Annotated in this window: 19 protein-coding genes and 1 riboswitch; of the genes, 12 read left to right on the forward strand and 7 right to left on the reverse strand. The window is 42.5% G+C overall.

Annotation, left to right across the window (positions count from 1 at the left end; translation table 11 throughout):
- Window positions 1-96 precede the first annotated feature (96 nt).
- Entirely contained in the window at window positions 97-966 is an 870-nt protein-coding gene (locus tag ACGHVY_RS14195; RefSeq protein WP_390599491.1) for a DUF6845 domain-containing protein, read from the reverse strand.
- A 456-nt stretch (window positions 967-1422) separates the two neighbouring features.
- On the opposite strand from ACGHVY_RS14195, the gene ACGHVY_RS14200 reads away from it, so the two are divergent.
- From ACGHVY_RS14200 to ACGHVY_RS14220, 5 genes are all read left to right on the forward strand, one after another.
- Window positions 1423-2361: a DUF1848 domain-containing protein gene (locus ACGHVY_RS14200; RefSeq protein WP_390599492.1), complete on the forward strand. Its 939-nt coding sequence runs from the start codon at window positions 1423-1425 to the stop codon at window positions 2359-2361.
- A 366-nt stretch (window positions 2362-2727) separates the two neighbouring features.
- Complete coding sequence (locus ACGHVY_RS14205; protein WP_390599493.1) at window positions 2728-3507, forward strand: SDR family NAD(P)-dependent oxidoreductase; 780 nt, start codon at window positions 2728-2730, stop codon at window positions 3505-3507.
- A gap of 374 nt (window positions 3508-3881) precedes the next feature.
- Window positions 3882-4496: a TetR/AcrR family transcriptional regulator gene (locus ACGHVY_RS14210; RefSeq protein ID WP_390599494.1), complete on the forward strand. Its 615-nt coding sequence runs from the start codon at window positions 3882-3884 to the stop codon at window positions 4494-4496.
- Entirely contained in the window at window positions 4493-5218 is a 726-nt protein-coding gene (locus tag ACGHVY_RS14215; protein WP_390599495.1) for a hypothetical protein, read from the forward strand. Before ACGHVY_RS14210 ends, ACGHVY_RS14215 begins: the two co-directional genes overlap by 4 nt.
- A complete protein-coding gene (locus ACGHVY_RS14220; protein ID WP_390599496.1) occupies window positions 5218-5748 on the forward strand; it encodes a hypothetical protein in 531 nt (176 codons plus the stop codon). The genes ACGHVY_RS14215 and ACGHVY_RS14220 overlap by 1 nt, the downstream gene beginning before the upstream one ends.
- An 8-nt stretch (window positions 5749-5756) precedes the next feature.
- Here the strand turns inward: ACGHVY_RS14220 and ACGHVY_RS14225 are convergent, their stop codons facing one another.
- Window positions 5757-7640, reverse strand: coding sequence for a toxin-antitoxin system YwqK family antitoxin (locus ACGHVY_RS14225; protein WP_390599497.1), 1884 nt, complete (start codon window positions 7638-7640; stop codon window positions 5757-5759).
- Between the two features lie 163 nt (window positions 7641-7803).
- Here ACGHVY_RS14225 and pncB point away from each other — a divergent pair, with 163 nt between their 5' ends.
- Window positions 7804-8970 carry a nicotinate phosphoribosyltransferase gene (gene pncB, locus ACGHVY_RS14230; RefSeq protein ID WP_390599498.1) on the forward strand — a complete coding sequence of 389 codons (1167 nt, stop codon included), beginning with the start codon at window positions 7804-7806 and terminating at the stop codon, window positions 8968-8970.
- Window position 8971: 1 nt separating this feature from the next.
- Here pncB and ACGHVY_RS14235 read toward each other — a convergent pair whose 3' ends face one another.
- Together ACGHVY_RS14235 and ACGHVY_RS14240 are read right to left on the reverse strand one after the other, a co-directional pair.
- Complete coding sequence (locus tag ACGHVY_RS14235; protein ID WP_390599499.1) at window positions 8972-9742, reverse strand: GNAT family N-acetyltransferase; 771 nt, start codon at window positions 9740-9742, stop codon at window positions 8972-8974.
- 319 nt (window positions 9743-10061) lie between these two features.
- Complete coding sequence (locus tag ACGHVY_RS14240) at window positions 10062-10385, reverse strand: thioredoxin family protein (RefSeq protein WP_390599500.1); 324 nt, start codon at window positions 10383-10385, stop codon at window positions 10062-10064.
- 203 nt (window positions 10386-10588) lie between these two features.
- Window positions 10589-10797, forward strand: a riboswitch (cobalamin riboswitch).
- A gap of 134 nt (window positions 10798-10931) precedes the next feature.
- On the opposite strand from ACGHVY_RS14240, the gene accC reads away from it, so the two are divergent.
- Genes accC through ACGHVY_RS14255 form a run of 3 tightly spaced genes read left to right on the forward strand, consistent with a single transcriptional unit; the run spans window position 10932 to window position 14527 of the window.
- On the forward strand, window positions 10932-12443 hold the full coding sequence (accC, locus tag ACGHVY_RS14245; RefSeq protein ID WP_390599501.1) for an acetyl-CoA carboxylase biotin carboxylase subunit: 1512 nt from the start codon (window positions 10932-10934) through the stop codon (window positions 12441-12443).
- A gap of 19 nt (window positions 12444-12462) precedes the next feature.
- Window positions 12463-12972: an acetyl-CoA carboxylase biotin carboxyl carrier protein subunit gene (locus tag ACGHVY_RS14250; protein WP_390599502.1), complete on the forward strand. Its 510-nt coding sequence runs from the start codon at window positions 12463-12465 to the stop codon at window positions 12970-12972.
- Window positions 12973-12991: 19 nt separating this feature from the next.
- Window positions 12992-14527 (forward strand): acyl-CoA carboxylase subunit beta, encoded by a 1536-nt coding sequence (locus ACGHVY_RS14255; protein ID WP_390599503.1) that lies wholly within the window; start codon window positions 12992-12994, stop codon window positions 14525-14527.
- Between the two features lie 161 nt (window positions 14528-14688).
- Here ACGHVY_RS14255 and ACGHVY_RS14260 read toward each other — a convergent pair whose 3' ends face one another.
- Together ACGHVY_RS14260 and ACGHVY_RS14265 are read right to left on the reverse strand one after the other, a co-directional pair.
- Window positions 14689-15723 carry a YeiH family protein gene (locus ACGHVY_RS14260; RefSeq protein ID WP_390599504.1) on the reverse strand — a complete coding sequence of 345 codons (1035 nt, stop codon included), beginning with the start codon at window positions 15721-15723 and terminating at the stop codon, window positions 14689-14691.
- 416 nt (window positions 15724-16139) lie between these two features.
- Entirely contained in the window at window positions 16140-19010 is a 2871-nt protein-coding gene (locus ACGHVY_RS14265; RefSeq protein ID WP_390599505.1) for a two-component regulator propeller domain-containing protein, read from the reverse strand.
- 237 nt (window positions 19011-19247) lie between these two features.
- On the opposite strand from ACGHVY_RS14265, the gene ACGHVY_RS14270 reads away from it, so the two are divergent.
- The 3 genes from ACGHVY_RS14270 (at window position 19248) to ACGHVY_RS14280 (ending at window position 24786) form a co-directional block, all read left to right on the forward strand.
- Window positions 19248-20024, forward strand: a complete 777-nt coding sequence (locus ACGHVY_RS14270; RefSeq protein ID WP_390599506.1) for a glycoside hydrolase family 16 protein — start codon at window positions 19248-19250, stop codon at window positions 20022-20024.
- An 80-nt stretch (window positions 20025-20104) separates the two neighbouring features.
- Window positions 20105-23146 (forward strand): SusC/RagA family TonB-linked outer membrane protein, encoded by a 3042-nt coding sequence (locus ACGHVY_RS14275; protein ID WP_390599507.1) that lies wholly within the window; start codon window positions 20105-20107, stop codon window positions 23144-23146.
- A gap of 68 nt (window positions 23147-23214) precedes the next feature.
- Window positions 23215-24786, forward strand: coding sequence for a RagB/SusD family nutrient uptake outer membrane protein (locus tag ACGHVY_RS14280; protein WP_390599508.1), 1572 nt, complete (start codon window positions 23215-23217; stop codon window positions 24784-24786).
- Window positions 24787-25128: 342 nt separating this feature from the next.
- Here ACGHVY_RS14280 and ACGHVY_RS14285 read toward each other — a convergent pair whose 3' ends face one another.
- Window positions 25129-26208: an N-acetylmuramoyl-L-alanine amidase gene (locus tag ACGHVY_RS14285; RefSeq protein WP_390599509.1), complete on the reverse strand. Its 1080-nt coding sequence runs from the start codon at window positions 26206-26208 to the stop codon at window positions 25129-25131.
- Window positions 26209-26228 lie beyond the last annotated feature (20 nt).

A 26228-nucleotide genomic window follows, 5' to 3' on the forward strand; every position in this document is an offset into this window, starting at 1 on the left:
ATTCAAGACTACAACTGATTTATATAGGATATAAATATTATTAACAATAATTCCCGCTATCATGCCAATGGTGGCAGATAGCAGGAAGCTGTTTCTTTAAATAACGGAAAGGCCGTATTCGTAGGCATCAGACATTGAGTTGTAATCCGCATCCGAGTAGGCGCCTTTGTCTCTGGCTTTTTGCATATCCTTCATAAAGGATTCTACGGAGGAAAGGAAACTCTGATAGTTTTTCAATTCTTCATCATAACCGGTAACGGCAGGAAGTTTCTTTGCGGCTTCCAGTTCCTTTTTCAATTCTGCCATTTTCACGTCAATCCGCATGCCGTCCATTGCGTGTTTACGGGAGTAGAGGTTCATGATGCTTTGTACGGTGCCCGACATTTTACGCATAACCATTATCTGGTCCTTCAACGGCTCGTCAGCGAGAAGTTCTTTTTCCGCCTGTTCCGTCAGAGGGCTTAATATATCGAAAATCACTTGCTTATATTCGGACATCGCTATGCTCAACTGATAGTTCTCTTCCAAAAGTTTAGTGGTTTCCGCCTTTTTGTTATCCTTCCGGTAAGACAGGAATTTATCAAAATTAGCGTAGAACTGTGCTCTCGAAGTAAATAATCCCCTGTAATTCTGTATCAGATTCTGACGGACTTCATCATTGAAGTAGACACCCGGATTCATCAGTTCCGCAGTATCTCTGGCCGAGACTTCCGGTGGCGCAATCGGAGCTACTTCGGGTACTTTTCCCGTCTGCTCCATATATCCCAATACTGCATTTATATCTTTTGCATTAGCTACATGCCTCAAAACAATGAGTGACGTATGATAATAGTTTATCACTTTACTGGCGTCGTCCAACTCTTCAGGAGTAGCCGAAGACGCAACCTGCTTCTTGTTCCCTCCCGAACAAGAAACCAACAAGAAAGCACCTACAAGTGCCCCTAACAACAAGATTCTTTTCTTCATAATGTTCAGTTTATTAAGTCTTTCGTACTATAACAATAAAAATCGTTTTTTGTTATAACCAAACAATGCATATCGGATAAGTTAAAAAAGAACAGGAAAGTCCTAGATGTTATTGGCGATGGTTGAGGAATAAACAATCACAAGAAGTATAAAAACAAAAAATGGCTACTCATCGCGAGCAACCAATCCTTTGTTAACCTTAAATCTAATACTTATGAAAAAAACACATTACAAAGGTACTATCTTTCGGGTAAATAGCAAATTTCAGAGTGAAAACAGGTGATAATATAACACGGTTTAATACTCTCGAAAGCGCATTAACATTTCAGACTTCATACGTTAACATTTAACATATTCATTCACAATCATTGCTTGCCGCATAGTCCGGAAACAGGCTTCATTCTTTTTTCTGCCCAAAAGAGGATAAATAAGATTCATTTTACGTAACTTTGAAGTATGATAATCAGTGCCAGCCGCCGGACGGATATTCCGGCATTTTATTCATCCTGGTTTTTCAACCGGATTAAAGAGAGATATGTATTAGTGCCTAATCCTTTCAATCCAAAGATGATTAGCAAGGTCAACCTCGACCCTGCCGTAGTAGACTGTATCGTGTTCTGGACAAAGAATCCGGCTCCGATGATTGACAAACTGGATAAATTGCAGGATTATAAATACTACTTCCAGTTCACTCTCAACCCTTACGACGAAAAGTTGGAAAACAACCTGCCCTCTATCGCCAAACGAATAGAAACTTTCAAACGGCTCTCCGACAAGATTGGAAAAGAGAAAGTCATCTGGCGTTATGACCCGATATTAACAAATACAGAGTTTAATGTAGCTTTCCATAAAGAAGCATTTGCACAAATAGCCGACGGACTTAAAGACCATACAGAAAAATGTATGCTGGGATTCATCGACCATTATCAGCATATCCGCAATGCGGTAGGACAATTCAACATCAATCCTTTGACAAAAGAAGAGATTGAAGAAATGGCTGTTTCTTTCAGGAAAACAACAGATGCGTATCCGACCGTCCAATTAGATACCTGCACCACTAAAGTGGATTTGAGACATCTGAATATCCCCAGTGGGCTGTGTATCGACAAAGAACTGATAGAAAGAATTATCGGCTGTCCGATTCTTGCCAAGAAAGACAAGAATCAACGGAGTATCTGCAACTGCATCGAAAGCATCGACATCGGTACGTATGAAAGTTGCCTCAACGGGTGCATCTATTGCTATGCAATCAAAGGCAATTACAACACCGCAGAATATAATATGAAGAAGCATGATAAAAATTCTCCGCTTCTTATCGGGCATTTATCAGAAAACGACGTGGTGAAAGAACGGGAAATGAAAAGTCTGAAGAATAACCAATACTCACTATTTTAAATCTTCGCCCAAATTTAAGGGCATAAAAAAAGGCTATCTATCCCAGACAGCCAATCTTTTGTTAACCTTAAATCTAATACTATGAAAAACACATTGCAAAGATACGGACTTTCGGCTTATTTCCAAATTTATCGGGCAAAACGGGGTATCTTATAACATGGTTTAATAGAATCGGAATCCGATTAACATATAAGTAGAGTGGCGTTAACATTTAACAATTTTCTTAAATATATAGGAGTAGAAAACTAGGAGAGATGCAAAAGTTTTCAAACTGGTTGGCGAATCTTATTAAAGAGAGTTTAAGGTGAGTAACAAATCTCCCGCCTGTTTGTTTAAAATAGAAGGTAACCATCAAATTCCCATTATATGAATAGATTCGAAAATAAGGTAGTCATCATCACCGGTGCTGCCGGCGGCATTGGCGAGGCAACCACACGCCGTATTGTTTCTGAAGGCGGCAAAGTAGTCATTGCCGACCACTCCAAAGAAAAAGCAGAGCAACTCGCTGCCGAACTCACTCAATCGGGGGCTGACGTACGTCCCATTTATTTCTCCGCTACCGAACTGCAAAGCTGTAAAGAGCTGATTGATTTTGCAATGAAAGAGTACGGGCAAGTGGATATACTGATTAACAACGTAGGCGGAACCGACCCGAAACGTGACCTGGGTATCGAGAAACTGGATATTAATTACTTCGACGAAGTATTTCACCTGAACCTTTGCTGCACCATGTATCTTTCCCAACAAGTAATTCCTATCATGGTGGCGCACGGCGGTGGAAATATCGTAAACGTAGCATCCATCAGCGGAATGACCGCCGACGCCAACGGGACTTTATACGGAGCCAGCAAAGCAGGTGTCATCAACCTGACTAAATATATCGCCACCCAACTGGGCAAAAAGAATATCCGTTGCAATGCCGTAGCGCCCGGACTGATACTGACTCCCGCCGCCCTGGATAATCTGAATGAAGATGTCCGCAACATCTTTTTGGGACAATGTGCCACGCCTTATTTGGGTGAACCGGAAGATGTGGCAGCCACCATTGCCTTTCTCGCCTCGAACGACGCCCGGTATATCACCGGACAAACAATCGTCGTAGACGGCGGACTGACCTCTCATAATCCAACCGTGGAATTATCATAATAGAGAAACATCTTATTAACTACAAATAAGATATTCATTCGCATGAATTATTTTCCCCGTTGCCTATTCGGTTTTCGTTTGACTTAACTCAAGCGAGCGTTCGACTTAAGTTAAGCTATCGTTTGACTTAAGTCAAACGAAAACTGAATCGCAGGTTGAATAAATAATTGATGAAGCCTGGCTTCTTAAACAATGCATTGCCACAAACTAGTTATTGCATCGCATTACTGAGCATACAATTCTCCCCCCGCCCCCATATTTTATCATTCTTTTCTAAATTCAGAGTAGCCGCATCAAAAAAAACTCTTTTTCCTCTCCATGTTACCGATAGGAAACATACCTTTGTGACCAACCAGTAACAAGACTATAAAAGTATGGAAAAAGAGATTATCAAAAACAGGCAGACAACGGAACTTACCCTGATTAAAGCCGTCGATGACATCATCGAGGAAAGTGGCTTCGAAGGATTAGGCATCAATGCAATAGCAGCCAAGGCTAAAGTTTCCAAAATGCTTATCTATCGTTATTTTAACTCATTAGACGGATTGATAGCAGCCTATATCCAACAAAATGACTATTGGATTAACTTTAATGAAGAATTGCCGGATAAAGAACATTTATCTGAATTTATCAAGCAAATATTCAAAAGACAAATCGTCCGGTTGCGGGAAAGTTATACTTTGAAACGGTTATATCGCTGGGAGCTCTCAACAGACAACAAATTCGTGAAAGAGCTGCGCGACAAGCGGGAAGAAAAAGGACTCTGGCTGATAGAAGCTGTTAGCAGGCTTTCAAAGCATCCGCAAAAGGAAACTGCCGCCGTAGCTTCCATTATCACAGCGGCTATCAGCTATCTGGCGCTACTCGAAGAAAATTGCCAGGCATATAACGGACTTAAAATACAACAAGAAACCGGTTGGGAACAACTGGAAGAAGGGATTAATTTACTTGTAGACCTTTGGCTACAAAAAACAACTTTAACGAAATGAATAAAATGACGATTATGGGATTATGGTTCCTCCCTCTATTGATTAATAGCGGATGCAACCAGGAATTAATAGAGTACAACACCGACGACCTCAAAATATCCATCGAAAAGGGTGAGGAATGGATGCATGACTTTCCGCTATTCTTAGGTATTAATAAGAAGAATCCGCCACAAATTGCCATTTGGACGGAAGATATGGAAGGACATTATTTATCCACTATTTATGTGACGCATAAAATAGCCACTCAATCCTGGCAAGCTTCCAGTGGAAACCGCAGAAAAGAGGCTCTACCGCATTGGTGTCATCAGAGAGGTGTTCAATATGAAGACGGGCTGTATCTTCCGACAAAGAAATCGCCATTCACCGACGGAGTCAGCGGAGCAACTCCGAAAGGCAGTTTTGATGTACGGATGACTCCCACGGGTAAGGTAAAGAAGTTCATTGTCAAAGTAGAAATCAATCATTCCACAGATTTCAATGATGCATATCCGAAATCCGCCGAAGAAGGAGACACCCATTATTCCGGCGGAAAAGAGGGAAGCGGGCAGCCTGCCCTTGTCTATGCAGCAGAAGTGGATTTAACTTCCGGTGAAAAAGTATTTGCAGCTAAGTTAATCGGACATAGCAGCCCGGATGGAAGCAACGGGGATATAACAGAAGATACTTCTTCGCTCACAACGGCATTACATATTGTCAAAAGCATAACGATATACATACTATAATGAAAAAGTCAACACTCACCTTTATTCTGTTATCCCTCATCGCAATGTACGCCAACGGACAGACAGATAACAAACATTTCTCTTATACTGTATCTATCGGAACCGGGTTCTCCATGAGCCAACCTTCGTGTACACCTTTCATCGGACAAGTCATTGCTCATTATCACATCAATCAGCGGTTTACCGTCGGTGCCGGCAGTGGTTTATCCGTCTATGAGAAAGCGCTTATCCCGCTATATGCCAACGCACAGTTCTTCATTACCCAACCCAGGAAGCTGACTCCTTATTTGGAATGTAATATCGGCGGCTCATTCGCTGCCGCCAAAGAAACAAACGGCGGATTTTATCTCTCGCCGTCCGTGGGGGCACAACTAAGACTTACTCAAAAGCTGAAAATGAATGTAGCGTTAGGCTATGAAATACAGAAGTTGGAACGGTTAAAGAAACAAACCGACCCGTATTTCCGCACTGAATTTAAGGAAAAATTATCACACCATTCCCTCACCGTGAAAGTCGGATTGACTTATTGACTAACGTTTCACAATGATTTTATCCACGCATTCATTTCTTCAATGTCCGCCAAGGAAGAAGAAAGAGTCTGCTCAGTCTGCAAGGAAGCAGGACGAAGGTCGACGCGCACATATCCCCAGCCGTCCTCATCGCCTTGCAGATAACCATACTTCCTGTACTCTTCCAGACAACTGTCCGTGCACTCTCCGTAAAAATCATATTGAAGTTCATCATCTGAAGTCCTTTTATTTGCTATGAATGAACTTTCACCCACCCAGGCAAAGTCTACCAAATCAACATCAGTGTAAGCAAGTCCCCCTCTATCAAGTACGGCAACTTCTGCCAAACGCCCTTCACTGAGCATTTTGTAAACGCGGACATAACACCCGCCCTCGTACGGACTTTCATCAACGACAAGGAAAAGGCCGGATTTTCCACAGAACAAAGGAGTATCTATTCCATTGTATTTGTAAACTTCTCCAGTGGCATCGCTCATCGCAAAATAACCCCAGCTTTCGAACCCGGAAAAATGGAAGAAATGTAAACCGTAATCAGACTGGTAACCATCATAATACCATTTTCTAAATCCGTCTTCGTCCTCTTCCAGTGGAGAATTCAGCAGTGCAAGAGTTCCCTTTTTCCACCGAACGGACAATTGGGCTTTACTGTCTGTATATCGCCCTTTGCCAAGGTCAAGCTGCGTGTTGCAGCTATCCGCTTTCGCAGCCATGTATTCACTGAATTCAAGTTTTCTCAGGTCTGCTCCTGTACTGTCATATAGACGTACAGGCATCATTTTCCCACTATGATAGTCATACATACTCTTTCCTATCCGATTGCCGTCTTCGGAATAGTTTTCGATTATAACACCCGGCGCACCTTTCTCCGAATACGGATAGCTCGCGAAATGGCACAGCCGCCCACCGGAGTAATCTCTTATTTCCAACCGCTTTTGAGAACCGATTGTCACAATACCACGTTTCACGGAATCACATCTGCCATCTGTGAAGCATATCGGTTCGTCGGTTCCTTCTTCAAAATATTTCCGTTTAAGGAGATATTTCTTCTCGCCGTCTTCCAATGCATAAGTTTCCTCAACGTAATAAAGAGGATGTCCCTCTGACGCCTGATATTTATACTCGTAGAAGTCGGGAACTTTACTTACGTTGTTGGGATTATTGTAACTATCTTCAGTATGGGCGTAATACCAACATTCGCTTGGAAATACTTCCTGGTCGTCAATATAATGATTAATCTGCCACAGTCGTCCGTTCGCGTGCCATCTCCTTTCTTCTCCGTGAAGTTTCCCGTCTTTATAGTGCTCAAACCAGTCAGGCTTTCCATCGTAATACCACCGCTGACGCACTCCGTCGAGTTTGCCCCGTGTAGCCTGATAGAAGATATGGGGATTTCCGTTGGAATTATAAGACTGATAAAGTTCATGAATACTGTCGAGGGTGATAAAACGGTCTACCATGCAATGGGAAGATATGCTGTAATGATATACTGTATCATTTTTTATTCCGTCCTTATAAACAGTTACCGAATAATAGGGTTCTGACATAAAAGAATCCGTAGAACGGAAATAAAAATTCTTGTAAGCTCCATTCATCAATGTGCCCTTGTAGAAATAGCGTTCCACGCCATCAATCTGCTTCTTGCAAATACTGTCGGGTATATACTCCTTTAAGGAAGCGGCTTCCGGCTCTTTCCGCAACGCCCCGGAAAGCGTATCGGGAACAAGCCAGTCACTTCCCTTATAAAAATCCATAGAAAAAGCTTCTGCAACCACAGGAGAGAATCCGTCCGAAGTATTTTCTTGTTCTACGGAAGAGGACTGCGAAATCCCTCCGGTCTTTCCGCCGCATGATAGCAACAGTAATGCGCAGCCATATATCAAAGCCTTTTTCATACCTAACATCTCTTTTTTAATACATAATCGCCACGAAATTAGTTATAAAATCAGAGATTCAAACAGAAGTCTACTGAAAAAGAAAGAATTATCAGCAACCAAACTGTTATTTCGTTCAACAAATACTAACTTTACAACGTTTTTAATATAAAGAGCGAACGGAATGATTGTTAGAACACTACTGGATACAGACCTCTATAAGTTTACCACATCGTACGCTTATATCAAACTATTTCCCTATGCAATGGGGAAGTTCAGTTTCCATGATAGAAATGAGACTGAATATACTGAAGAATTCCTGGAGACACTTAAACATGAAATTGATAAGCTAAGTCGATTAAGACTTACAGAAGAAGAACTGGAATATATGACACGGAATTGTCGGTTCCTTCCGAGAGTTTATTGGGAATGGCTGTCATCTTTCCGCTTCGATCCGGATAAAATCAAGATACATTTGGATGAGGCGCATCATCTTCACATCGAAGTCAATGATTTTCTCTATAAAGCTACCCTTTATGAAGTACCTTTGCTTGCCATTGTATCCGAAATTAAGAACCAGTTCTTCGGCAATGTAGCCGATATGGACAAAATCTTATGCAAATTATCGGAGAAAGTGGAATTGTCCAATCAACATCAGTTACGTTTCTCGGAGTTCGGTACGCGGCGGAGATTCTCTGTCCATGTACAGGAAACGGTCATCGAAAAATTAAAAGAAACGGCGCAGTATTGCACAGGCACTTCCAACTGCTATTTTGCAATGAAGTACGACATGAAAATGATGGGTACTCATCCGCATGAGTGGTTCATGTTTCATGGAGCGCAATTCGGATATAAACACGCCAACTACATGGCGCTCGAAAACTGGGTGAATGTCTATGACGGTGATTTGGGCATTGCCTTATCCGATACTTATACTTCCGGTATCTTCCTCAGCAATCTCAGCCGTAAACAGGCGAAACTGTTTGACGGTGTCCGCTGCGATTCCGGTAATGAATTTGAGTTTATAGACAGTCTGGTATCCCGTTACAAAGAACTGGGAATCGACGCGACCACCAAGACTATCGTTTTCAGCAACGCCCTCGATTTCACAAAAGCACTGGAGATTCAGGAATATTGCAAGAACAAAATTCGTTGTTCCTTCGGCATCGGGACAAATCTCACCAATGATACCGGATTCGAGCCTTCAAACATCGTTATGAAGATGACACAATGCAAGATGAACGTCAATCAGGAATGGCGGGAATGTATCAAGCTATCCGACGACGAAGGCAAACATACCGGTAGTCCGGAAGAAGTACAGGCATGTTTGCATGAATTGAGACTGAATTAGCTTATTTCCCTATTATCGCTTTATCAAAACGGCTATCCATACAAACACTGATATCCGTTGTGACAAACTTGCCTTCATAGAACAAGCTGAATATCGTAGCCGGAGTAGGTGCAGCCTGTGCCTGCTCCATTGTCTCCAGTTTAACAATCTCCAAAGGCAGATTTCTTTTGGCGGCGGTTTCCTTCAAAGAACTCATCACATGAAATTCCGCAAACGGACAACGGTTGGAAAAATAAACAGTGATACCCTTTTTATCAGGGCACTCTCCTGTTCGTGCAGATTCATTAAACGTCGGATTCGGAGCATCAACATTCAATTTCTTCACCAACAGACTAAATCCTGTCGAAAGCTCTTCGCAAACAACAAATCCCTGTCGCAACAGCCATTTGGTATCACTCATAAAATGAAACTTTTTTGTTCCTACCACTGTCACCAAACCATCCTTGCCTTGCTGCAAAGCGTCCTCTATCGCAGTTTGGAGCAGAGCTTTCGCATACCCTTTTCCTTTATACTGCCCAGCTACCCAAAAGCAGTTTATCAACAGGTAATTGTCAGCCTTCACAGGAACCCACCCGTTTTCGGCCGGGCCATATTCGATAAATACTTTCGCACGCTCATTCAAACGACGAAAAACATACCCGTTTTCAAATTGCTTCTTCAGCCATTCTTTTTTCAGGTTATAACTTTCCTGGCATTTCTTATCCGAGAAAGCGCAGCAGATATGTTCTTTCCCTATGTTGTCTTTGGTAAGCGTGATAAAGTCGATGTTCATAGTATCAGTTTTTTATTAGTAGTTTTTTAATGAAATAGTATCGGATATTATATTATCCACAAAGATAAACATTCAAGTGTAGCAGTCATTATCCAATCCCGTAAAAATCAATATTATTTAGTAGAAAGTGAGGTATGGGCATAAAAAAAGGAGCAACGCCTTGCTCCAACCTTTGTTAACCTTAAATCTAATACTATGAAAAACACAGTACAAAGATACGGACTTTCCGATTATCTGCAAATTATCCAAATAAAAAAGTATGTTTCATAACATGATTTAAAACTTTCCGAGGAATAACGCCTCTTTTATTAATACTTTTTCAAGATTTGAATTCCTTCACGGCTCTTTCCAACCTTTCCAAAGTAAGTTCGCCGGATTGTCTCCAAAGTTGCTCTCCTTTTCTGAAAAGGATAAATGTAGGCGTTGATTCGATGGTGTAGAAATCTGTAAGGGCAGTTTCCTGGTCTACGTCTACTTCCACTACTTCGAGCGTTCCTTCCATTAGTTTCTTAAATTCCTCAACGACAGGTTTCATACGCTGGCAATGAGGACTCCATGTTGCATAAAACTCTGCCATTGCCCAATCGGCATTAGCCAGCTTCTCTTTATTCCTTTCCTCACGGGCTACTTTCTTCTCTTTCATAATTGATTACTGTTTTGATTAATAATTGCTACTTCAACAATACGAAAAGAAAGAAAGTTTAAAGGATAAACAATAATACACACAGATTTAACTATTTAATCCACTTGCAGTTATCGTCTTTCGTTTCTAATATCTGGACAGCCGTCCATTGCACATAAAAGCAACTTTCGTGCAAAAAGGCTACACTCTATTCAATATTTATTTATCTTTGCCGTCGAAATGGTTCGGAATCCGTAGCCAACGGACGACGATTAATAGGGAATCGGGTGCAAATCCCGAACAGTCCCGCTGCTGTGAAACTCTGTTCAATGTCTTATTAATGAACTAATTTGACGCCACTGATGTTTTTTTATCGGGAAGGCAAATAAGACAAGAGTCAGTCAGAAGACCTGCCACTTCGCGTAAAACGTTCTTCCGCCTCGTGGATTAGGAGAAAGAACATCGTTTGTTAAGCCCCAAATCAATAAAATACTGTGTTTTCACCGGGTGGAATATGTCCGCAAGGTGGAAAGGCATAAAATAAGTATGTACTTAATTTAAAAAAGTATGATAAAAAGAATCTTAGTAGCCAATCGCGGTGAGATTGCCGTAAGGGTGATGCGCTCCTGCCGGGAGATGGAAATAACGAGTATAGCGATATTCTCCGAGGCAGACCGGACTGCAAAGCATGTGCTTTATGCAGACGAAGCATATTGTGTAGGTCCCGCCGCATCTAAAGAGAGTTATCTGAATATAGAAAAAATTATCGAAGTGGCGAAAGCGAACCATGCAGACGCCATTCATCCGGGATATGGATTCCTGTCCGAGAATGCTAATTTTGCACGGCGTTGTCAGGAAGAAGGCATTATCTTTATCGGACCCGATCCGGAGACAATGGAAGCAATGGGCGACAAAATTTCCGCCCGTATCAGGATGATTGAAGCCGGAGTACCCGTTGTGCCCGGCACACAAGAAAACCTGAAAAGTGTGGCAGAAGCCGTGGAGCTTTGCAATAAAATCGGTTATCCGGTGATGCTGAAAGCTTCTATGGGTGGCGGTGGAAAAGGGATGCGCCTTATCCACAGCGCGGAAGAAGTGGAAGAAGCCTACACAACTGCTAAAAGTGAATCACTCTCTTCTTTTGGCGACGACACGGTTTATCTGGAGAAGTTCGTGGAAGAGCCTCATCACATCGAATTCCAGATTTTGGGTGACAAGCACGGCAACGTAATTCATCTTTGCGAACGCGAATGTTCCGTACAACGCCGTAATCAGAAGATTGTGGAAGAAACACCTTCGGTTTTCGTCACTCCGGAATTGCGGAAAGATATGGGGGAAAAAGCCGTGGCAGCCGCCAAAGCAGTAAACTATATCGGAGCGGGAACCATCGAATTTCTTGTTGACAAACACCGCAATTATTACTTCCTTGAAATGAATACCCGCCTGCAAGTAGAGCACCCGATTACCGAAGAAGTAGTAGGTGTAGACCTTGTGAAAGAGCAAATCAAAGTTGCCGACGGACAGATGCTTCAACTGAAACAGGAAGATATCAAACAGCGCGGACACGCTATCGAATGTCGTATCTGTGCCGAAGATACGGAAATGAATTTCATGCCAAGTCCCGGAATCATTAAGCAGATTACAGAGCCGAACGGCATCGGAGTGCGTATTGACAGCTATGTATACGAGGGATACGAGATTCCCATCTATTATGACCCAATGATTGGCAAACTGATTGTATGGGCTACCAATCGCGAATATGCTATCGAACGGATGCGTCGCGTGCTTCATGAATACAAGCTGACCGGAGTCAAGAATAATATCAGTTACTTGCGCGCTATCATGGATACGCCCGACTTTGTGGAAGGTCATTACGATACCGGATTCATCACCAAGAACGGTGAACACCTGCACCAATGCATTATGCGCACCAGCGAACGTGCCGAGAATATTGCACTGATTGCCGCCTACATGGACTATCTGATGAATCTTGAAGAGAACAGCGGTGACACTACCGACAACCGTCCTATCAGCAAATGGAAAGAATTCGGATTGCATAAAGGCGTACTTCGTATCTAAATTTAAAAAGCAGTTAATTATGGAAATTCATATAGGTGACCGAGTGGCCGAAGTGGAACTGGTCAGCAAGGAAGATAACAAAGGGATACTTACCATTGACGGAAAACCGTTTGAAGCGGACGTGGTAATGGCGGAAAACGGAACCTGCAACATCCTTATGGACGGTCGCAGTGCAAACGCGCAGCTCATCCGCAAGGAAAACGGGAAAAGCTATAAAGTGAACACGCATTACAGCAGTTTCAATGTCGAAATCGTAGACAGTCAGGCGAAATACCTGCGTATGCGCAAGAAAGGCGAAAACGAACAGAACGACCGCATCACTTCCCCCATGCCGGGGAAAGTAGTAAAAATCCCCGTTACGGCAGGACAGGAAGTGAAAGCAGGAGACACTGCTATCGTTATCGAAGCCATGAAGATGCAGAGCAACTATAAAGTGACTTCGGATTGCCGCATCAAAGAAATTCTGGTTCAGGAAGGTGATAACATCACCGGTGACCAGACATTAATAACATTAGAACCGATTGCATAAACTAAAAAAGGATTGCATCATGGAAGAAATAAACAAAGCATATACCACGTTCCAGGAACGTGACCGCATCGCTTCCCTCGGGGGTGGCACAGAAAAAATAGAAAAGCAACACGAAAGCGGCAAGATGACTGCCCGCGAACGTATCGAGATGTTGCTCGACAAAGGAACATTTGTCGAATTGGATAAGCTGATGGTTCACCGTTGCACCAACTACGGCATGGACAAGAACAAAATTCCGGGAGACGGCATCGTATCCGGTTACGGAAAGATTGACGGTCGCCAAGTTTTCGTTTACGCCTATGACTTCACCGTTTACGGTGGTTCGCTTTCCGCATCCAACGCGAAGAAGATTGTAAAGGTACAGCAACTGGCTTTAAAGAACGGTGCTCCGATTATCGCATTGAACGATTCAGGCGGCGCACGTATTCAGGAAGGTATCGAAAGCCTTTCGGGATATGCGGATATTTTCTATCAGAACACAATGGCAAGCGGTGTGATTCCACAAATCTCCGCTATTCTCGGTCCTTGTGCCGGCGGTGCCTGCTACTCCCCCGCCCTCACCGACTTTATCTTTATGGTAAAAGAAAAGAGCCACATGTTTGTGACGGGGCCCGATGTAGTGAAGACCGTTATCCATGAGGAAGTCAGCAAGGAAGAGCTGGGTGGCGCCATGACTCACAGCAGCAAAAGCGGAGTGACTCATTTTATGTGCAACACCGAAGAAGAACTGTTGATGAGTATCCGCGAACTGCTTTCGTTCCTGCCGCAGAACAATATGGACGAGACTAAAAAGCAGAACTGTACAGATGAAACCAACCGTGAAGACGCTACTCTGGACACTATCGTCCCGACAGACCCGAATGTTCCTTATGACATGAAAGATATCATCGAACGGGTGGTAGACAATGGCTATTTCTTCGAAGTTATGCCGAATTTTGCAAAGAACATCCTCATCGGTTTCGCACGTCTGGCTGGTCGTTCGGTAGGTATCGTCGCCAATCAGCCCGCTTATCTTGCCGGAGTGCTTGATATTGACGCCAGTGACAAGGCAAGCCGTTTTATCCGCTTCTGTGACTGTTTCAACATTCCGTTGATTACATTCGAAGATGTTCCGGGATTCCTTCCGGGATACACGCAAGAAAACAACGGTATCATCCGCCACGGTGCAAAAATCGTTTACGCATTTGCAGAAGCTACCGTTCCCAAGTTGACCGTTATCACCCGTAAGGCTTACGGTGGTGCTTATATCGTAATGAACTCCAAGCAGACCGGTGCCGACGTAAACTTCGCCTATCCAAGCGCGGAAATCGCAGTAATGGGTGCGGACGGTGCAATCAATATCCTGTTCCGCAAAGCCGATGAAGAAACGAAAGCGAAAGAACTGGAAGCCTACAAGGAAAAGTTTGCCACCCCGTACCAAGCTGCCGAACTGGGATTCATCGATGAAATCATCTATCCGAGACAAACCCGCAAACGTCTGATTCAGGCATTGGAAATGACGGAGAACAAGATGCAGACGAATCCGCCCAAGAAGCATGGAAATATGCCCTTATAACAACTAGATAGGTACTTGTCAAAGTACCACCACCCAAAACGGACTTACACTGATTCTGAGGATTATTGTTCAAAGAATCGACATAAGCCCGTTTTTTATTTCTGAAATTCGTTCTGCGATATTATATCAAACAATGAATGCGTTACATTAAACACAATATGTTACATTAAATAAGGAGCAAGATACTTCACCAGGAAATAACCGCCTACCACCAGCCAGATATAAAGAAGAAGTGCCAGTACAAAAGGTTTTGCCCCCGCCTTTCTGAATTTATCAATACTCGTTTCCGTACCAAGTGCAGTCATTGCCATTGTCAGCAGGAAAGTATCCAAGGTATTGATTCCCGCAACCAACTGCGCAGGCAGCAAATCAAAAGAATTAAAAGCGATAACTCCCATAAAACCGATTGCAAACCAGGGAATGGCAATCTTCTGAAATTTCTGTCCTTTCTGTGCCTGTCTCTTTCTCGCTCTTGCCACCATGTAAGTAGTAATCAGAAGCACGGGAACCAGCATCATCACCCGAATCATCTTCACGATAATCGCCGAATCCGAAATACCGTTTCCCATAGCGTCACCCGCTCCCACCACATGAGCTACTTCGTGGAGCGTGGCACCTGTATAGATTCCCATCTGGTCGGGAGTCAACGCACAAATTCCATTCCGATAGAGGAAAGGATATAAAAACATGGAGATAGTTCCGAAGATTACTACGGTAGAAACGGCCACTGCCGTCTTATAAGGTTTTGCCTTAATAGTAGACTCCGCACCGAGAATGGCGGCAGCCCCACAGATACCGCTTCCAATAGAAGTAAGCAATGCAATGCCCTTATCCATTTTCAATAACTTACCAAGATAAATACCGCCACAAATAGTCACCACCACAATAATAACATCAATCAACAGAGCAGGCAATCCGATAGCCAGCACATCCTGAAAAGTCAGTCTGAAACCATACAGGATAATACCAATACGCAGAATTTTTTTCGAGCAGAACTGTATACCCGGTACCCAAGTCTCGGGAAGATTATTCCGCAAGCTGTTAGCATAAAGCATACCCAAAATGATACCTACAATCATCGGACTGAAGGAGAGGCTTCTCACAAAAGACATCTCACCAATGTAAAACGCCGCACAAGAGAACAGTGTTATCAACAAGACACCGTGCAACATGCTGCTTCTTTTTTCGTTGAACATAAATTACTAGATTTTAGTGATACTGAATTTATAACTCTGCAAAGAAAACCATTTTTCACAAAAATGGTTCACAGTATTTTATTATGCCGGATAATCTCCGGTTATACTTATCTGCAATAAAAAACGGCACCTCGATTCACATCGCAGCACCGTCACAACACAAACACAAAATAAAACACGACAAAACTACTATGCAATCTTCCTGTTATGCCGGGGAGGCATATCTTGCTCACCTATCTATATTCGCATACCCATAAGAAGCTTTATCAGGCGATTTGCATAATTAAAAACATACTCATTTGGATTTTTGTTCACGGAAGCTCAAAAAAAATGAGACAGAAACTGGGTTTTAACAAAAAAACGGTAACCATACCTCTTTTTTTATTCGGACAAACCAGCATGGCATCAAACAGTTATCAGCTCTTCTTATTCTCTTCCTTAAATCGGGTAGGTGTCATTCCTTTGATTTGTTTAAAGGAAGTGCTAAAATATCGAGGATAAGAGAAACCTACTTCATAAGATATTTCATTAATATTCATGCTAGTATTTGTAAGCAGAAAAACAGATCTCTCGATACGTAACCGGTTAATATAATCATTAACTCCCAAACCAGTCAGCGACTTCACCTTATTATATAGAGAAGCTCTGCTCATAGCCATCTTGTCCGTCAGGAATTTAATAGAAAGTTCTCCACCCGCCATATTCTCATTGATAAGCGTATTGAGCTTATTGATGAATTCCTCATCCTCCTTGTTGTTTTTCTGTTGAGTTTGCTGCTCTGTTTCCACCATCCGGTCATCATCCACTTCCTTTGACTGAATATCGGACAAAAAGATTTCTGCAAAGTTATCTTCTTCGCCCTGCTGTTTTTCTCCTTTACCGCTAAGCATATCGTTTAATACAGCTTGCAAGAAATGGTTCACACTACCTTTCATATTACGTTCTTTCCGACGGTAATGAATATAACCTATACTTGCAGTCATAAGGATAAACAGAACAGCGACCACACAAATAAACCAAACAGTTTTATACCAAGGGGGAGTGACAACAATACGTATCAGTTCCTTGGATGGGGTTCGGTTCCCACTTTTTGTATTACACGAAACTCGTATTGAATAATCTCCTGCCGACAAGGAAGATAAATTCAAAACCGGCTCATAACTTTCAACCACCTGTGTACCTCTGCCTTCAATAGTATATTGCAACATGTATTTCTGAAACACATCCCTGTTCTTTATCCGGAAGTGAACAGAAAGTGAATTATAATTCCAAGGTATCTTTATGGTGTTTTCTTTTACCTTCTTCAAAAAAGGACTACCATTAAAGAGGATTTCGGACAGATATATTTCCGGTATTTGAGTTTCGGTATATGGAATATCCGTATTAATCTTAACTAGTCCTTCTGAACCTCCTAAATAGATATAATCCCTGTTAGATTGCTTTTGGTATGCAAACAAAATTTCGTTAGGGGGAAAACCGTCTGAACTGTTCCAAAGGATAAACCTATTCTCTTTAATGATATAAGAATACAAATGATTCTGGGCACAAATCCATAGACGCCCCTTCCCGTCAGCAATAAGAAAGGAAATGCCATTGAAAAGCCTAGTACGGATACGATGATACATTTTGCTCTCCAAGTCAAAAAATCCAAGTCCTTTGTTAGTACTGGTCCATATCATACGATTGTTGTCGTAGGACATGGAAGTAATAAATTCATCTTTTTCCAACTCAAACAACAGTCGGATACTATCATTTTTCTGATCGACCCAAAAAGCCTGATGAGCACACTTTAACAGAGAAAAACTATCATTGGAATATGATAGACAAAGTGCATCATTGGAAAAGTCATAATCACGATCTGTTCGCATCCTTGAGAATGTACGGTCATTAGTGTGATATACATAAGCGCCATAACTGATGATATATATCTTGTCGTCCGAGACCTGATTGGCCAAAGGAAGATACCCATAAAAACATTCTTTATTATTAGTTTCTTCATCAACGATAATGAAGGGACGATACTTATGTGTTTTTTTATTGAACAGAAAAACACCTTTAGTATATAAAGACACCATCAGTTCAGTCTCAGACACTTCAGCAATAGAAACAACTTTATCACCGTAGGTAGAGGGGAAATGGGTAAATTTGTCTGTAAACGGGTCATATAAATTAATACCTCCTCCATCCGTTCCAATCCATACTTTACCGTCCCTTTCTTCATAAAGGCTGATAACAGATTTCTCGCTAAGTCCGTTAGTATTGTTCAAGATTGCATCTTTATAAGTCTTTATATACGTTTCCTTAATACTGAATATCCCTCCACGCACACTTCCCGCCCATAAATTTTCTTTCATGTCTTTGTACAGCAAAGTAATAGAATTGACCGGCAAGGAAGAATAATCCCCCACTATGTGTTGCAATTGTGAAAACTGCAAGGTTCGAGGAGTGAATAAATTGATTCCACTTCCGTCGGTTGCCAGCCATATGTTGCCATTATATTCTGCAATATCCAACACATAATTGTTTTTTAACCCGGAGTTTTCCTTTGTGTAATGTTTCAGCATTTTCCCTGTCCGGTCATAACAGTAAAATCCATCTCCATAAAAAGCGGTGTAAATGTGCCGGTCTGCTGTTACGTATAACGATGTCAATAGATTCAGACTGCTTGGAATCAAAAGGGTAAATTGCCCGATGCGACAGTCATATAAATAGATTCCCTTCTTCCGAGTGCCTATCAGAATCTTGCCATCTTCGAAATAAAGCATCTTCTGAATCCTGTAATCGACCGGATTAATATCTTTGCCTTCTTCTTTTTCTATATGAATCGTTTTTAATCTCTTGCTTATATAATCATAGCAATGAATGGTATTCTCACTACCAAACCATATTCCACCTTCGACTTCCACAGATGAATAAATAATGGAGGCGTTAACAGTATTAAACCGGTCTTGTTCATCATCATACAGAGCTAGTCCCTTTGAAGTCGATATCCAGAAATTCCCTAAAGAATCCTCTGCCAGATGATTGATATAGTTACTCGGGAGAGAATGAGGATCACCCGAGTGATGCAAGTAAGTTTTTATCCCTTCCTGGGTATAGCTATTCAATCCGCTTTTGGTACCTACCCACAGAGTACCTTTATGGTCCAGCAAGATAGATTGAGCAGTAGTTTGAGAAAGACCTTGTTCAATGGAGAGTTGAGTAAATGAATAATTAACAGTGTGTTCAGAAGAAAATAATTTTACCTCTGCCAACAGAAATAATAGTATGATTAAGGCACGATACATTGTAATTTCATTTTCTGCAAAAATACTTTTTTTTCTTATCATTAAAAATCTGTACCTCATTTTTTCATCAAGTATTCATAAAAAAAGAGAAGATTTTCCCACAAAAAACACTGAAATCTTCTCAATTAGACAAGATTTGACTCAAATTATACGATTTCTGAGTCATTTAAAAAAGAAAAAAAATACGTTTGCGTGTTAATTATTTAAAGTAAATTCTGTGAACCAAAATTAAAGCGTATGAAAAAGGTTATACTTTTATTGTTATCAGTATGTAGTATATTTGCTTGTACTCATACTCCTAGATGGGAATTAGTGTGGGAAGACAACTTTGATGGTACAGAGCCCGACACTACTGTATGGAGCCGCATATCTCGCGGCAAACCGGATTGGCAAAATACCCAGTCGTTTGATGACCGCTGTTATGAAATGCGTGACGGTCTTCTTATCTTAAAAGGCATTATCAATGACAACACAAAGGCAGATACTGCCAAATACCTGACCGGAGGATTATGGACCAAAGACAAACGTGCTTTCCACGGAGGACGTATCGAAGTGCGTGCCAGACTGCACGGGGCAAAGGGAGCGTGGCCTGCCATATGGACATTACCTTATGAAACAAACAAATACTCATGGCCCATGGGAGGAGAAGTGGACATTATGGAACGTCTGAACCATGACTCTATTGTCTACCAAACTGTACACTCGCACTATACCTATACACTAGGAATAGAAAATAACCCGAAACACGGAAGTACTATATCCATCAATCCCGAAGACTTCAATGTATATGGGGTGGATTTTTGGCCGGACAGTCTGGTGTTCCATGTCAACGGAAAGCGCAACTTTGTTTATCCCCGGATTGAAACCGAACAGGAAGGACAATTTCCTTTCAATATTCCTCAATATCTATTAATTGACATGCAGCTAGGAGGCACGTGGGTTGGTACGGTAGATCCAGCCGACTTGCCCGTAGAGATGGAAGTGGACTGGGTGCGCCATTATCAATGGAAATAAACACACACTGATATCTTTTAGTTATGAAAACATCAGTATTAAACAATAAAGAACCTATTAACTTAGTTAAATTTAAAATTATGAATGGACAAAAGCGAAATTTATTCCGTATGTTTTTAGCAGGCGTCCTCATGCTGTTATCTTTTACAGCATATGCACAGGAACGCACAGTGACAGGTAAGGTGTACGATGCAGCAGGCGAACCTATCATAGGAGCCAGCGTAGTGATTCAAGGTACAACACAAGGAACTATAACCGATATAGACGGTGCTTTTCAGTTGAAAGTACAACCTTCACAAACGTTGGTTGTTAGTTTTTTGGGATATAAAGATGTAATCCTCCCCGTAGGAAACAAAAACGATTTTAAGGTAACTCTGGAGGAAGACTCCAAAAAACTTGACGAAGTGGTTGTGGTGGGATATGCTACCCAAAAGAAAGTGAATCTTACCGGTTCTGTAGCTTCAGTATCCTCCAAAGACATTCAGGATATTCCAGTGGCTAACACAGCTACTTTGCTGCAAGGCCGTTTGCCAGGATTAGTACTGACTCAGAACGGCGCACAAGCCGGTAATGACAATCCGGAAATAAGGATTCGTGGTATTGGTACTTTTGGCAACAACAATCCGATGGTATTAATTGACGGCGTAGAGGGCAGCCTTTCACAAATATCCGAAATCCCCTCTGCGGATATCGACAATATCTCCGTATTGAAAGATGCAGCATCCGCGGCCATCTACGGTGTGCGTGCTGCCAATGGTGTGATATTGATTACCACCAAGCGCGGACAAGCTTCCAGCAGAGTAAAAGTATCCTACTCGGGAAGCTATACATTACAGACCCCAGGTATCGTTCCTGACTATGTAGACAGTTATAACTGGGCTTTAATGAGAAACGAAGTAAACCCTGATACTTTCTCACCGGAAGCTCTACAAAGACTGAAAGACGGTTCGGATCCCGACCATTATGCAAACACCAATTGGCTGGACGCTGTATTGCGCAATGCCAGCATGCACCAACACCATTTATCAGTGTCGGGAGGTAGTGAAAACACGCACTTCATGACCTCAGTAGCATACTCCAACCAAGAGGGTATCATGATGAAAACAGGAGTAGAACGTTTCTCTTTCCGTTCAAACCTTGACACTCGCTACAAACGTTTCACATTCGGGCTGAACTTGTCCGGTAACAAAAACAACGTAACAGCTCCTGCTGTTGCACCTTCGGGTGAAGGCGGTATCATGCGTTTTGTCTCCTGGTTCACTCGTCCTACCGTGCCAGTAATGTACTCCAACGGACATTATGGCTATGTAGACGGTTCGTCAATGAGTGCTGAAATGGTGAAAAACCCCGTAGAGTTGATGTCCTTGGGACATCGCAGCAACGAATATTGGCGTTTCAACGGTAAGGCATTTGCCGGCATTGAACTGTGGGACGGATTGAAGTTCCAGACAAGTCTTGCTTATGCTTTCGACCTGAATGCGACTAAGTCTTACACCCCCAAATCTCCTGCCCGCTATGATGCGGATGGAAACATCGTAAAAGCGGCAGGAGAAACTAATAAGGAAGAGGATTATTGGTACCGTAACGCAACATGGACAAACGAAAACTTGCTGACTTATAACAAGCAATTCAACAAACACAACATCAATGTATTGTTGGGACATTCGGTCATCGGTTCACGTTTTTACAAAACAACGGCCTCCATACAGGGTTTCCCAACCGAGAATATTTATGAGCTCAAAGGAGGTACAATCAATCCGGGAGCAACAGGAGAATCCGAAGAATATAAGCTTCAATCATTCTTCGGCCGTGTAAATTACAGTTATGATGACCGATATTTATTCGAATTCAATATCCGTCATGACGGTTCCTCACGTATGCCTAAAGCCAATCGTTATGCCACATTCCCTTCATTGTCTGCTGGATGGGTATTCTCGAACGAAGGGTTTATGAAGGACTATAGAAACTTCTCCCTCGGAAAGTTGCGTCTGTCATGGGGTAAATTAGGAAATCAGGAAATCGGCAACTACGCTTATGCAGCTACTTTGGGTGCAAGCGGAAACTACTTTTTCGACCAAAGTAAAGACAAGCAGGCGGGTATGGTACAGACATCCGTCCCCAATGAAAACATTAAATGGGAAACAACCCGTTCTGTAAACGTCGCTCTCGACCTTGGATTCTTCAACAACAGGATACAGACCACCTTCGAGTGGTTTGACAAAAAAACTTCCGATATCTTGATGCAGTTGGCTATGCCCGGCATTTTCCTGGGTTCTCTCTCCGCTCCTTATCAGAATGTGGGTGCAGTCCGTAACCGTGGTTGGGAATGGACTGTAAATTACTCCGACAGCAAAGGTGACTGGGCTTGGAATGTCGGTTTCAACCTGTCACACGTAAAGAATGAAATCCTTGAAATGGGGGAATTGGAAGAAAAAATTGACGGCAATACAATCAACCGTATCGGCAACCCTATCGGCGCTTATTTCGGATATAAGGCAATAGGTATCTATCGTACGGAAGCCGACTTGCAACGTACCAATTCGAAGGGTGAAGTTATCAAACAAAACGGTGTGGCTCCCAAATTAGGCGATATCATGTATGCCGACTTGGATGACAACGGTAACATTACTCCTGAAGATCGCGACATTATAGGTAATCCGTTCCCTAAATATTCTTATAGTTTCAATCTAGGTGCATCTTGGAAAAACTTCGACTTGTCTACTTTCTGGCAAGGAGTGGGAGGTATCTACCGCTACAGTTGGGAGACTTCTACCGACATTCGTGGTAACCTTACCAACCGTTGGGTGAACCGTTATTCGGCTGACAACATAAACGCTCCCATGCCTGCATTAGGAAACACCATGAACGATTCTTATTCTTCATTCTGGCTTGAAAAATCGAATTACCTGCGTCTGAAGAATCTGGAATTCGGCTATACTTTCCGCCAGACCGAACTTGCCAAAGTCGGTATTTCCAGCATCCGAGTTTACTTTGCCGGAAGCAACCTGTTGACATTCACACCTTTGAAGAACTGGGACCCGGAAAAGTCATCGGGTGATACAAGAAATGACGTACATCCCAATATGCGTACTTATTCATTTGGATTAAACATTCAATTCTAATTACAAGGAGGATACATATTATGATTAAGAATACAAAAAATATATGCAGAGTTTTACTATTATCCGGAATGTTATTATCTGCCGGCGCATGTTCGGACAGTTTTCTACAGACAGATTCTCCGAACCAGCCTTCCCAAACGACCTATTGGCAAACCGAATCGGATGCATTGATGGCACTGACCGCTTGCTATGACGCCATGCAGAGCCAGAACTTATATGATGACAATATTGACGGCTGGAAATTCGGATTCCTAGGACGCGAAACCAGCACAGACAATGGCGATCACACATGGGGCAACTGGATGTTGGGCAGTTCCATTTCACAATGCACTTCAGCTACCACCGATGAGTGTTTCTCAATGTACTGGAACGCTAATTATGAAGTTATCAAACGATGCAATATGTTAGTGGAAAACGTAGAACGCATACCAATGGAACAAGAAAAGATAGAAGCATACAAAGCGGAAGCAATAGCATTGCGCGCCCTGATGTATTGCAATCTGACTTCCGTTTTCCGCGATGTACCCTATCTGACAAAACCTCTCACTCTGGCAGAATCCCAAGCAGCCAAGACAGAACGCAGCCAGATTATCCCTTCCTTACTGGAAGATTTGAAAACATGGATTCCCAAGCTCCCCGTGATAGGAAAAGCGCAGACAGGACGTCTGACTCAAGAAGCGGCTTATGCCATTATGGGACGAATAGCCCTCTTCAATCAGCATTGGGACGAGGCTATAAATGCCTACAAGAACGTAGTTGGCAAAGTACAACTTTTCAAAGCGGGCGACGGCAGCGACCCGGCAGCTAACTTTGCAGATTTATTCAAGGAAGCCAATGAAACAGCCGGAGAAGTGTTACTGAGTGTTCACTACAAAGGTCCGGGATTGGGTGAAGGCAATTGTTTTGGAGTTTGCTGGTCTGCTCCGATGAATGCTATCGAAGGTTCGATGAATTTATGCGATGATTTTTATTGCACGGACGGATTGCCTATTGACAAATCTCCTTTATTTAGGGGTAATCCGGACAAAGGAGCGCATACAAAAGAGAATCCGGATATGGGACGTTATGAGAATCGCGACCCTCGTCTGAAAGCAACATTGATGCTACCGGGTATGGAATGGAACGGAAAGTTGTACACTAATAACTTACCGGCCAGCTCTACATGTTGTATTCGCAAATGGTTTACTCCCGAAAATACAGCAAACGAATATGACGGTAGCCTTGATTTCTATGTCATCCGTTATGCAGAGGTGTTATTGTCGCTCTCTGAAGCTATGATTGAAAAAGGCGGTTACTCCCAAGCGGAAGTTACCCAATATATCAATGAAGTCCGTGACCGCGTAGGCATGCCTGCCGTGGAAGAAGTAGAAGGAATCAATCTGAAACAAGAAGAGCTACGCTCCATTGTACGCCATGAGCGCCGTGTGGAACTTGCCTTTGAAGATTTACGTTTTGCCGACCTTTATCGCTGGAAAGATTTTGAGAATGCTCAGAAACGTATGCAGGAAGACAAGTCATTCTATGGCTTCGGAGTAGTCGAACGCGGTAATCTGCGTGGAGCACAGGATTTGGTATGGCCTATCCCACAAAGCGAGATTGACACAAACCCGATGTTGGAACAGCACAGTGAATGGAAATAATACTGCCTGATTATTGCAGTATATAAACAAAGAGTAAGCATGAAGCCGGAATAAATTGTGGCTTCGTGCTTACTCTTTGTTTATATACTGCGCAGACATTTACTTGTTTCAAAAATGTCTTTCTGTCATACAAAAAAACGGTACCTCGATTCACATCGCAGCACCGTCACAACACAAACACAAAATAAAACACGACAAAACTACTATGCAATCTTCCTGTTATGCCGGGGAGGCATATTCGCTGACTTGTATATATTCGCATACCAACAAGCAACTATCAGGCGATTTGCATATATAAAACATTCCATTTTCGTTTTTGTTCATGAAAAAGATGTCTTATACTTATTTTTTCTCCTTGTAATCTTTCAGAAAACCTTCCATCAGCCATTTAGCCAATGCCTGCCGATTGGAATTTATCACCAACCGGCGCTGGTCGAAGGTGTTTTGTATATTACCCAGTTCCACAAAAACGGAAGCGGGAGTAGTATGTGAAAGCACATACAGATTGCGTCCGTTCACTGTCCCGGAAAATCCCCGGTTCGGCTGATGTTTTCCGTATTTTGATTCAAATGTGTCTTTCATATTATTCGCCAGACGTTTACTTTCCGCTTTCTTGTTCGAATGATAGAAAAAGACATCTGTCTGTTTTCCTTTGCTACGGCTGTCTATATGGATAAAGATTGCCCGGCAGTAGGAGTAATTCTTACGGTCTTTCTGGTAAAGGGTATTTATCTTATTGCAACGTTGCTGAAGGCGCTGTACCTGATTTAACGGAATCGGATCGCCCATGCAAGTCTCCCGTTTGCTGTTCGACAGATATGAATCATCACGGATACCGTCTTTAGCATCTTGAATGATAATACGGACTTCCGCTCCTTCCTGCATCAGGTTACGCGCCAGACGAAGGGCGATGTCATAAGCATATTCGTCTTCGTGAAGTTCGTGCTTCCCCACGCGTCCGATAGCTCCGGGGTCGGGTCCGCCATGTCCGCTGACGACATAAAAGCAAGCACCTGCAAGACGGTTGGAAGTGACTTTGACATTTGCCAGTTCCTTTCCGAACAGGGGTTCGTTGATAGTAGTTCCTATTTTCGTCGTTTTGGCTTTCGAGGATTTCTGTTGGATTCCTGCACCTTTAGCGGTTGTATTTTTAGCCTCTGTATTTCCGGTGGAAGTTCCCGACGATTTCTTTACCGGTGGAATGACGTAGGTAACACCCACTTTTAAGACATTATTCTTTCCCAGTTTCTGCTTGTTCAGTTCGATAAAGTCATCATAATATTTCTTCGGAGAGCGGTTGTGTCTCAACAGGAAAGAAGAGATACCTTCTCCCGACTTCGGAGTAGCCTTCTGCTGCGCCCAAAGTGGCGTACCCGAAAAAAGAAAAATTAAGAATAAAAGAATATAGAGTTTATTTTTCATATCTACACAATTATCTCCTT

Origin of the sequence: Bacteroides sp. f07 (genome assembly GCF_042854785.1) — a bacterium.
Taxonomy (GTDB): domain Bacteria; phylum Bacteroidota; class Bacteroidia; order Bacteroidales; family Bacteroidaceae; genus Bacteroides.

What these genes read in the sequence shown, in the direction of transcription:
- ACGHVY_RS14195 (WP_390599491.1), bottom strand. Translation starts at nt 966, where the DNA reads ATGAAGAAAAGAATCTTGTTGTTAGGGGCACTTGTAGGTGCTTTCTTG.
- ACGHVY_RS14200 (WP_390599492.1), top strand. Translation starts at nt 1,423, where the DNA reads ATGATAATCAGTGCCAGCCGCCGGACGGATATTCCGGCATTTTATTCA.
- ACGHVY_RS14205 (WP_390599493.1), top strand. Translation starts at nt 2,728, where the DNA reads ATGAATAGATTCGAAAATAAGGTAGTCATCATCACCGGTGCTGCCGGC.
- ACGHVY_RS14210 (WP_390599494.1), top strand. Translation starts at nt 3,882, where the DNA reads ATGGAAAAAGAGATTATCAAAAACAGGCAGACAACGGAACTTACCCTG.
- ACGHVY_RS14215 (WP_390599495.1), top strand. Translation starts at nt 4,493, where the DNA reads ATGAATAAAATGACGATTATGGGATTATGGTTCCTCCCTCTATTGATT.
- ACGHVY_RS14220 (WP_390599496.1), top strand. Translation starts at nt 5,218, where the DNA reads ATGAAAAAGTCAACACTCACCTTTATTCTGTTATCCCTCATCGCAATG.
- ACGHVY_RS14225 (WP_390599497.1), bottom strand. Translation starts at nt 7,640, where the DNA reads ATGAAAAAGGCTTTGATATATGGCTGCGCATTACTGTTGCTATCATGC.
- pncB (WP_390599498.1), top strand. Translation starts at nt 7,804, where the DNA reads ATGATTGTTAGAACACTACTGGATACAGACCTCTATAAGTTTACCACA.
- ACGHVY_RS14235 (WP_390599499.1), bottom strand. Translation starts at nt 9,742, where the DNA reads ATGAACATCGACTTTATCACGCTTACCAAAGACAACATAGGGAAAGAA.
- ACGHVY_RS14240 (WP_390599500.1), bottom strand. Translation starts at nt 10,385, where the DNA reads ATGAAAGAGAAGAAAGTAGCCCGTGAGGAAAGGAATAAAGAGAAGCTG.
- accC (WP_390599501.1), top strand. Translation starts at nt 10,932, where the DNA reads ATGATAAAAAGAATCTTAGTAGCCAATCGCGGTGAGATTGCCGTAAGG.
- ACGHVY_RS14250 (WP_390599502.1), top strand. Translation starts at nt 12,463, where the DNA reads ATGGAAATTCATATAGGTGACCGAGTGGCCGAAGTGGAACTGGTCAGC.
- ACGHVY_RS14255 (WP_390599503.1), top strand. Translation starts at nt 12,992, where the DNA reads ATGGAAGAAATAAACAAAGCATATACCACGTTCCAGGAACGTGACCGC.
- ACGHVY_RS14260 (WP_390599504.1), bottom strand. Translation starts at nt 15,723, where the DNA reads ATGTTCAACGAAAAAAGAAGCAGCATGTTGCACGGTGTCTTGTTGATA.
- ACGHVY_RS14265 (WP_390599505.1), bottom strand. Translation starts at nt 19,010, where the DNA reads ATGTATCGTGCCTTAATCATACTATTATTTCTGTTGGCAGAGGTAAAA.
- ACGHVY_RS14270 (WP_390599506.1), top strand. Translation starts at nt 19,248, where the DNA reads ATGAAAAAGGTTATACTTTTATTGTTATCAGTATGTAGTATATTTGCT.
- ACGHVY_RS14275 (WP_390599507.1), top strand. Translation starts at nt 20,105, where the DNA reads ATGAATGGACAAAAGCGAAATTTATTCCGTATGTTTTTAGCAGGCGTC.
- ACGHVY_RS14280 (WP_390599508.1), top strand. Translation starts at nt 23,215, where the DNA reads ATGTTATTATCTGCCGGCGCATGTTCGGACAGTTTTCTACAGACAGAT.
- ACGHVY_RS14285 (WP_390599509.1), bottom strand. Translation starts at nt 26,208, where the DNA reads ATGAAAAATAAACTCTATATTCTTTTATTCTTAATTTTTCTTTTTTCG.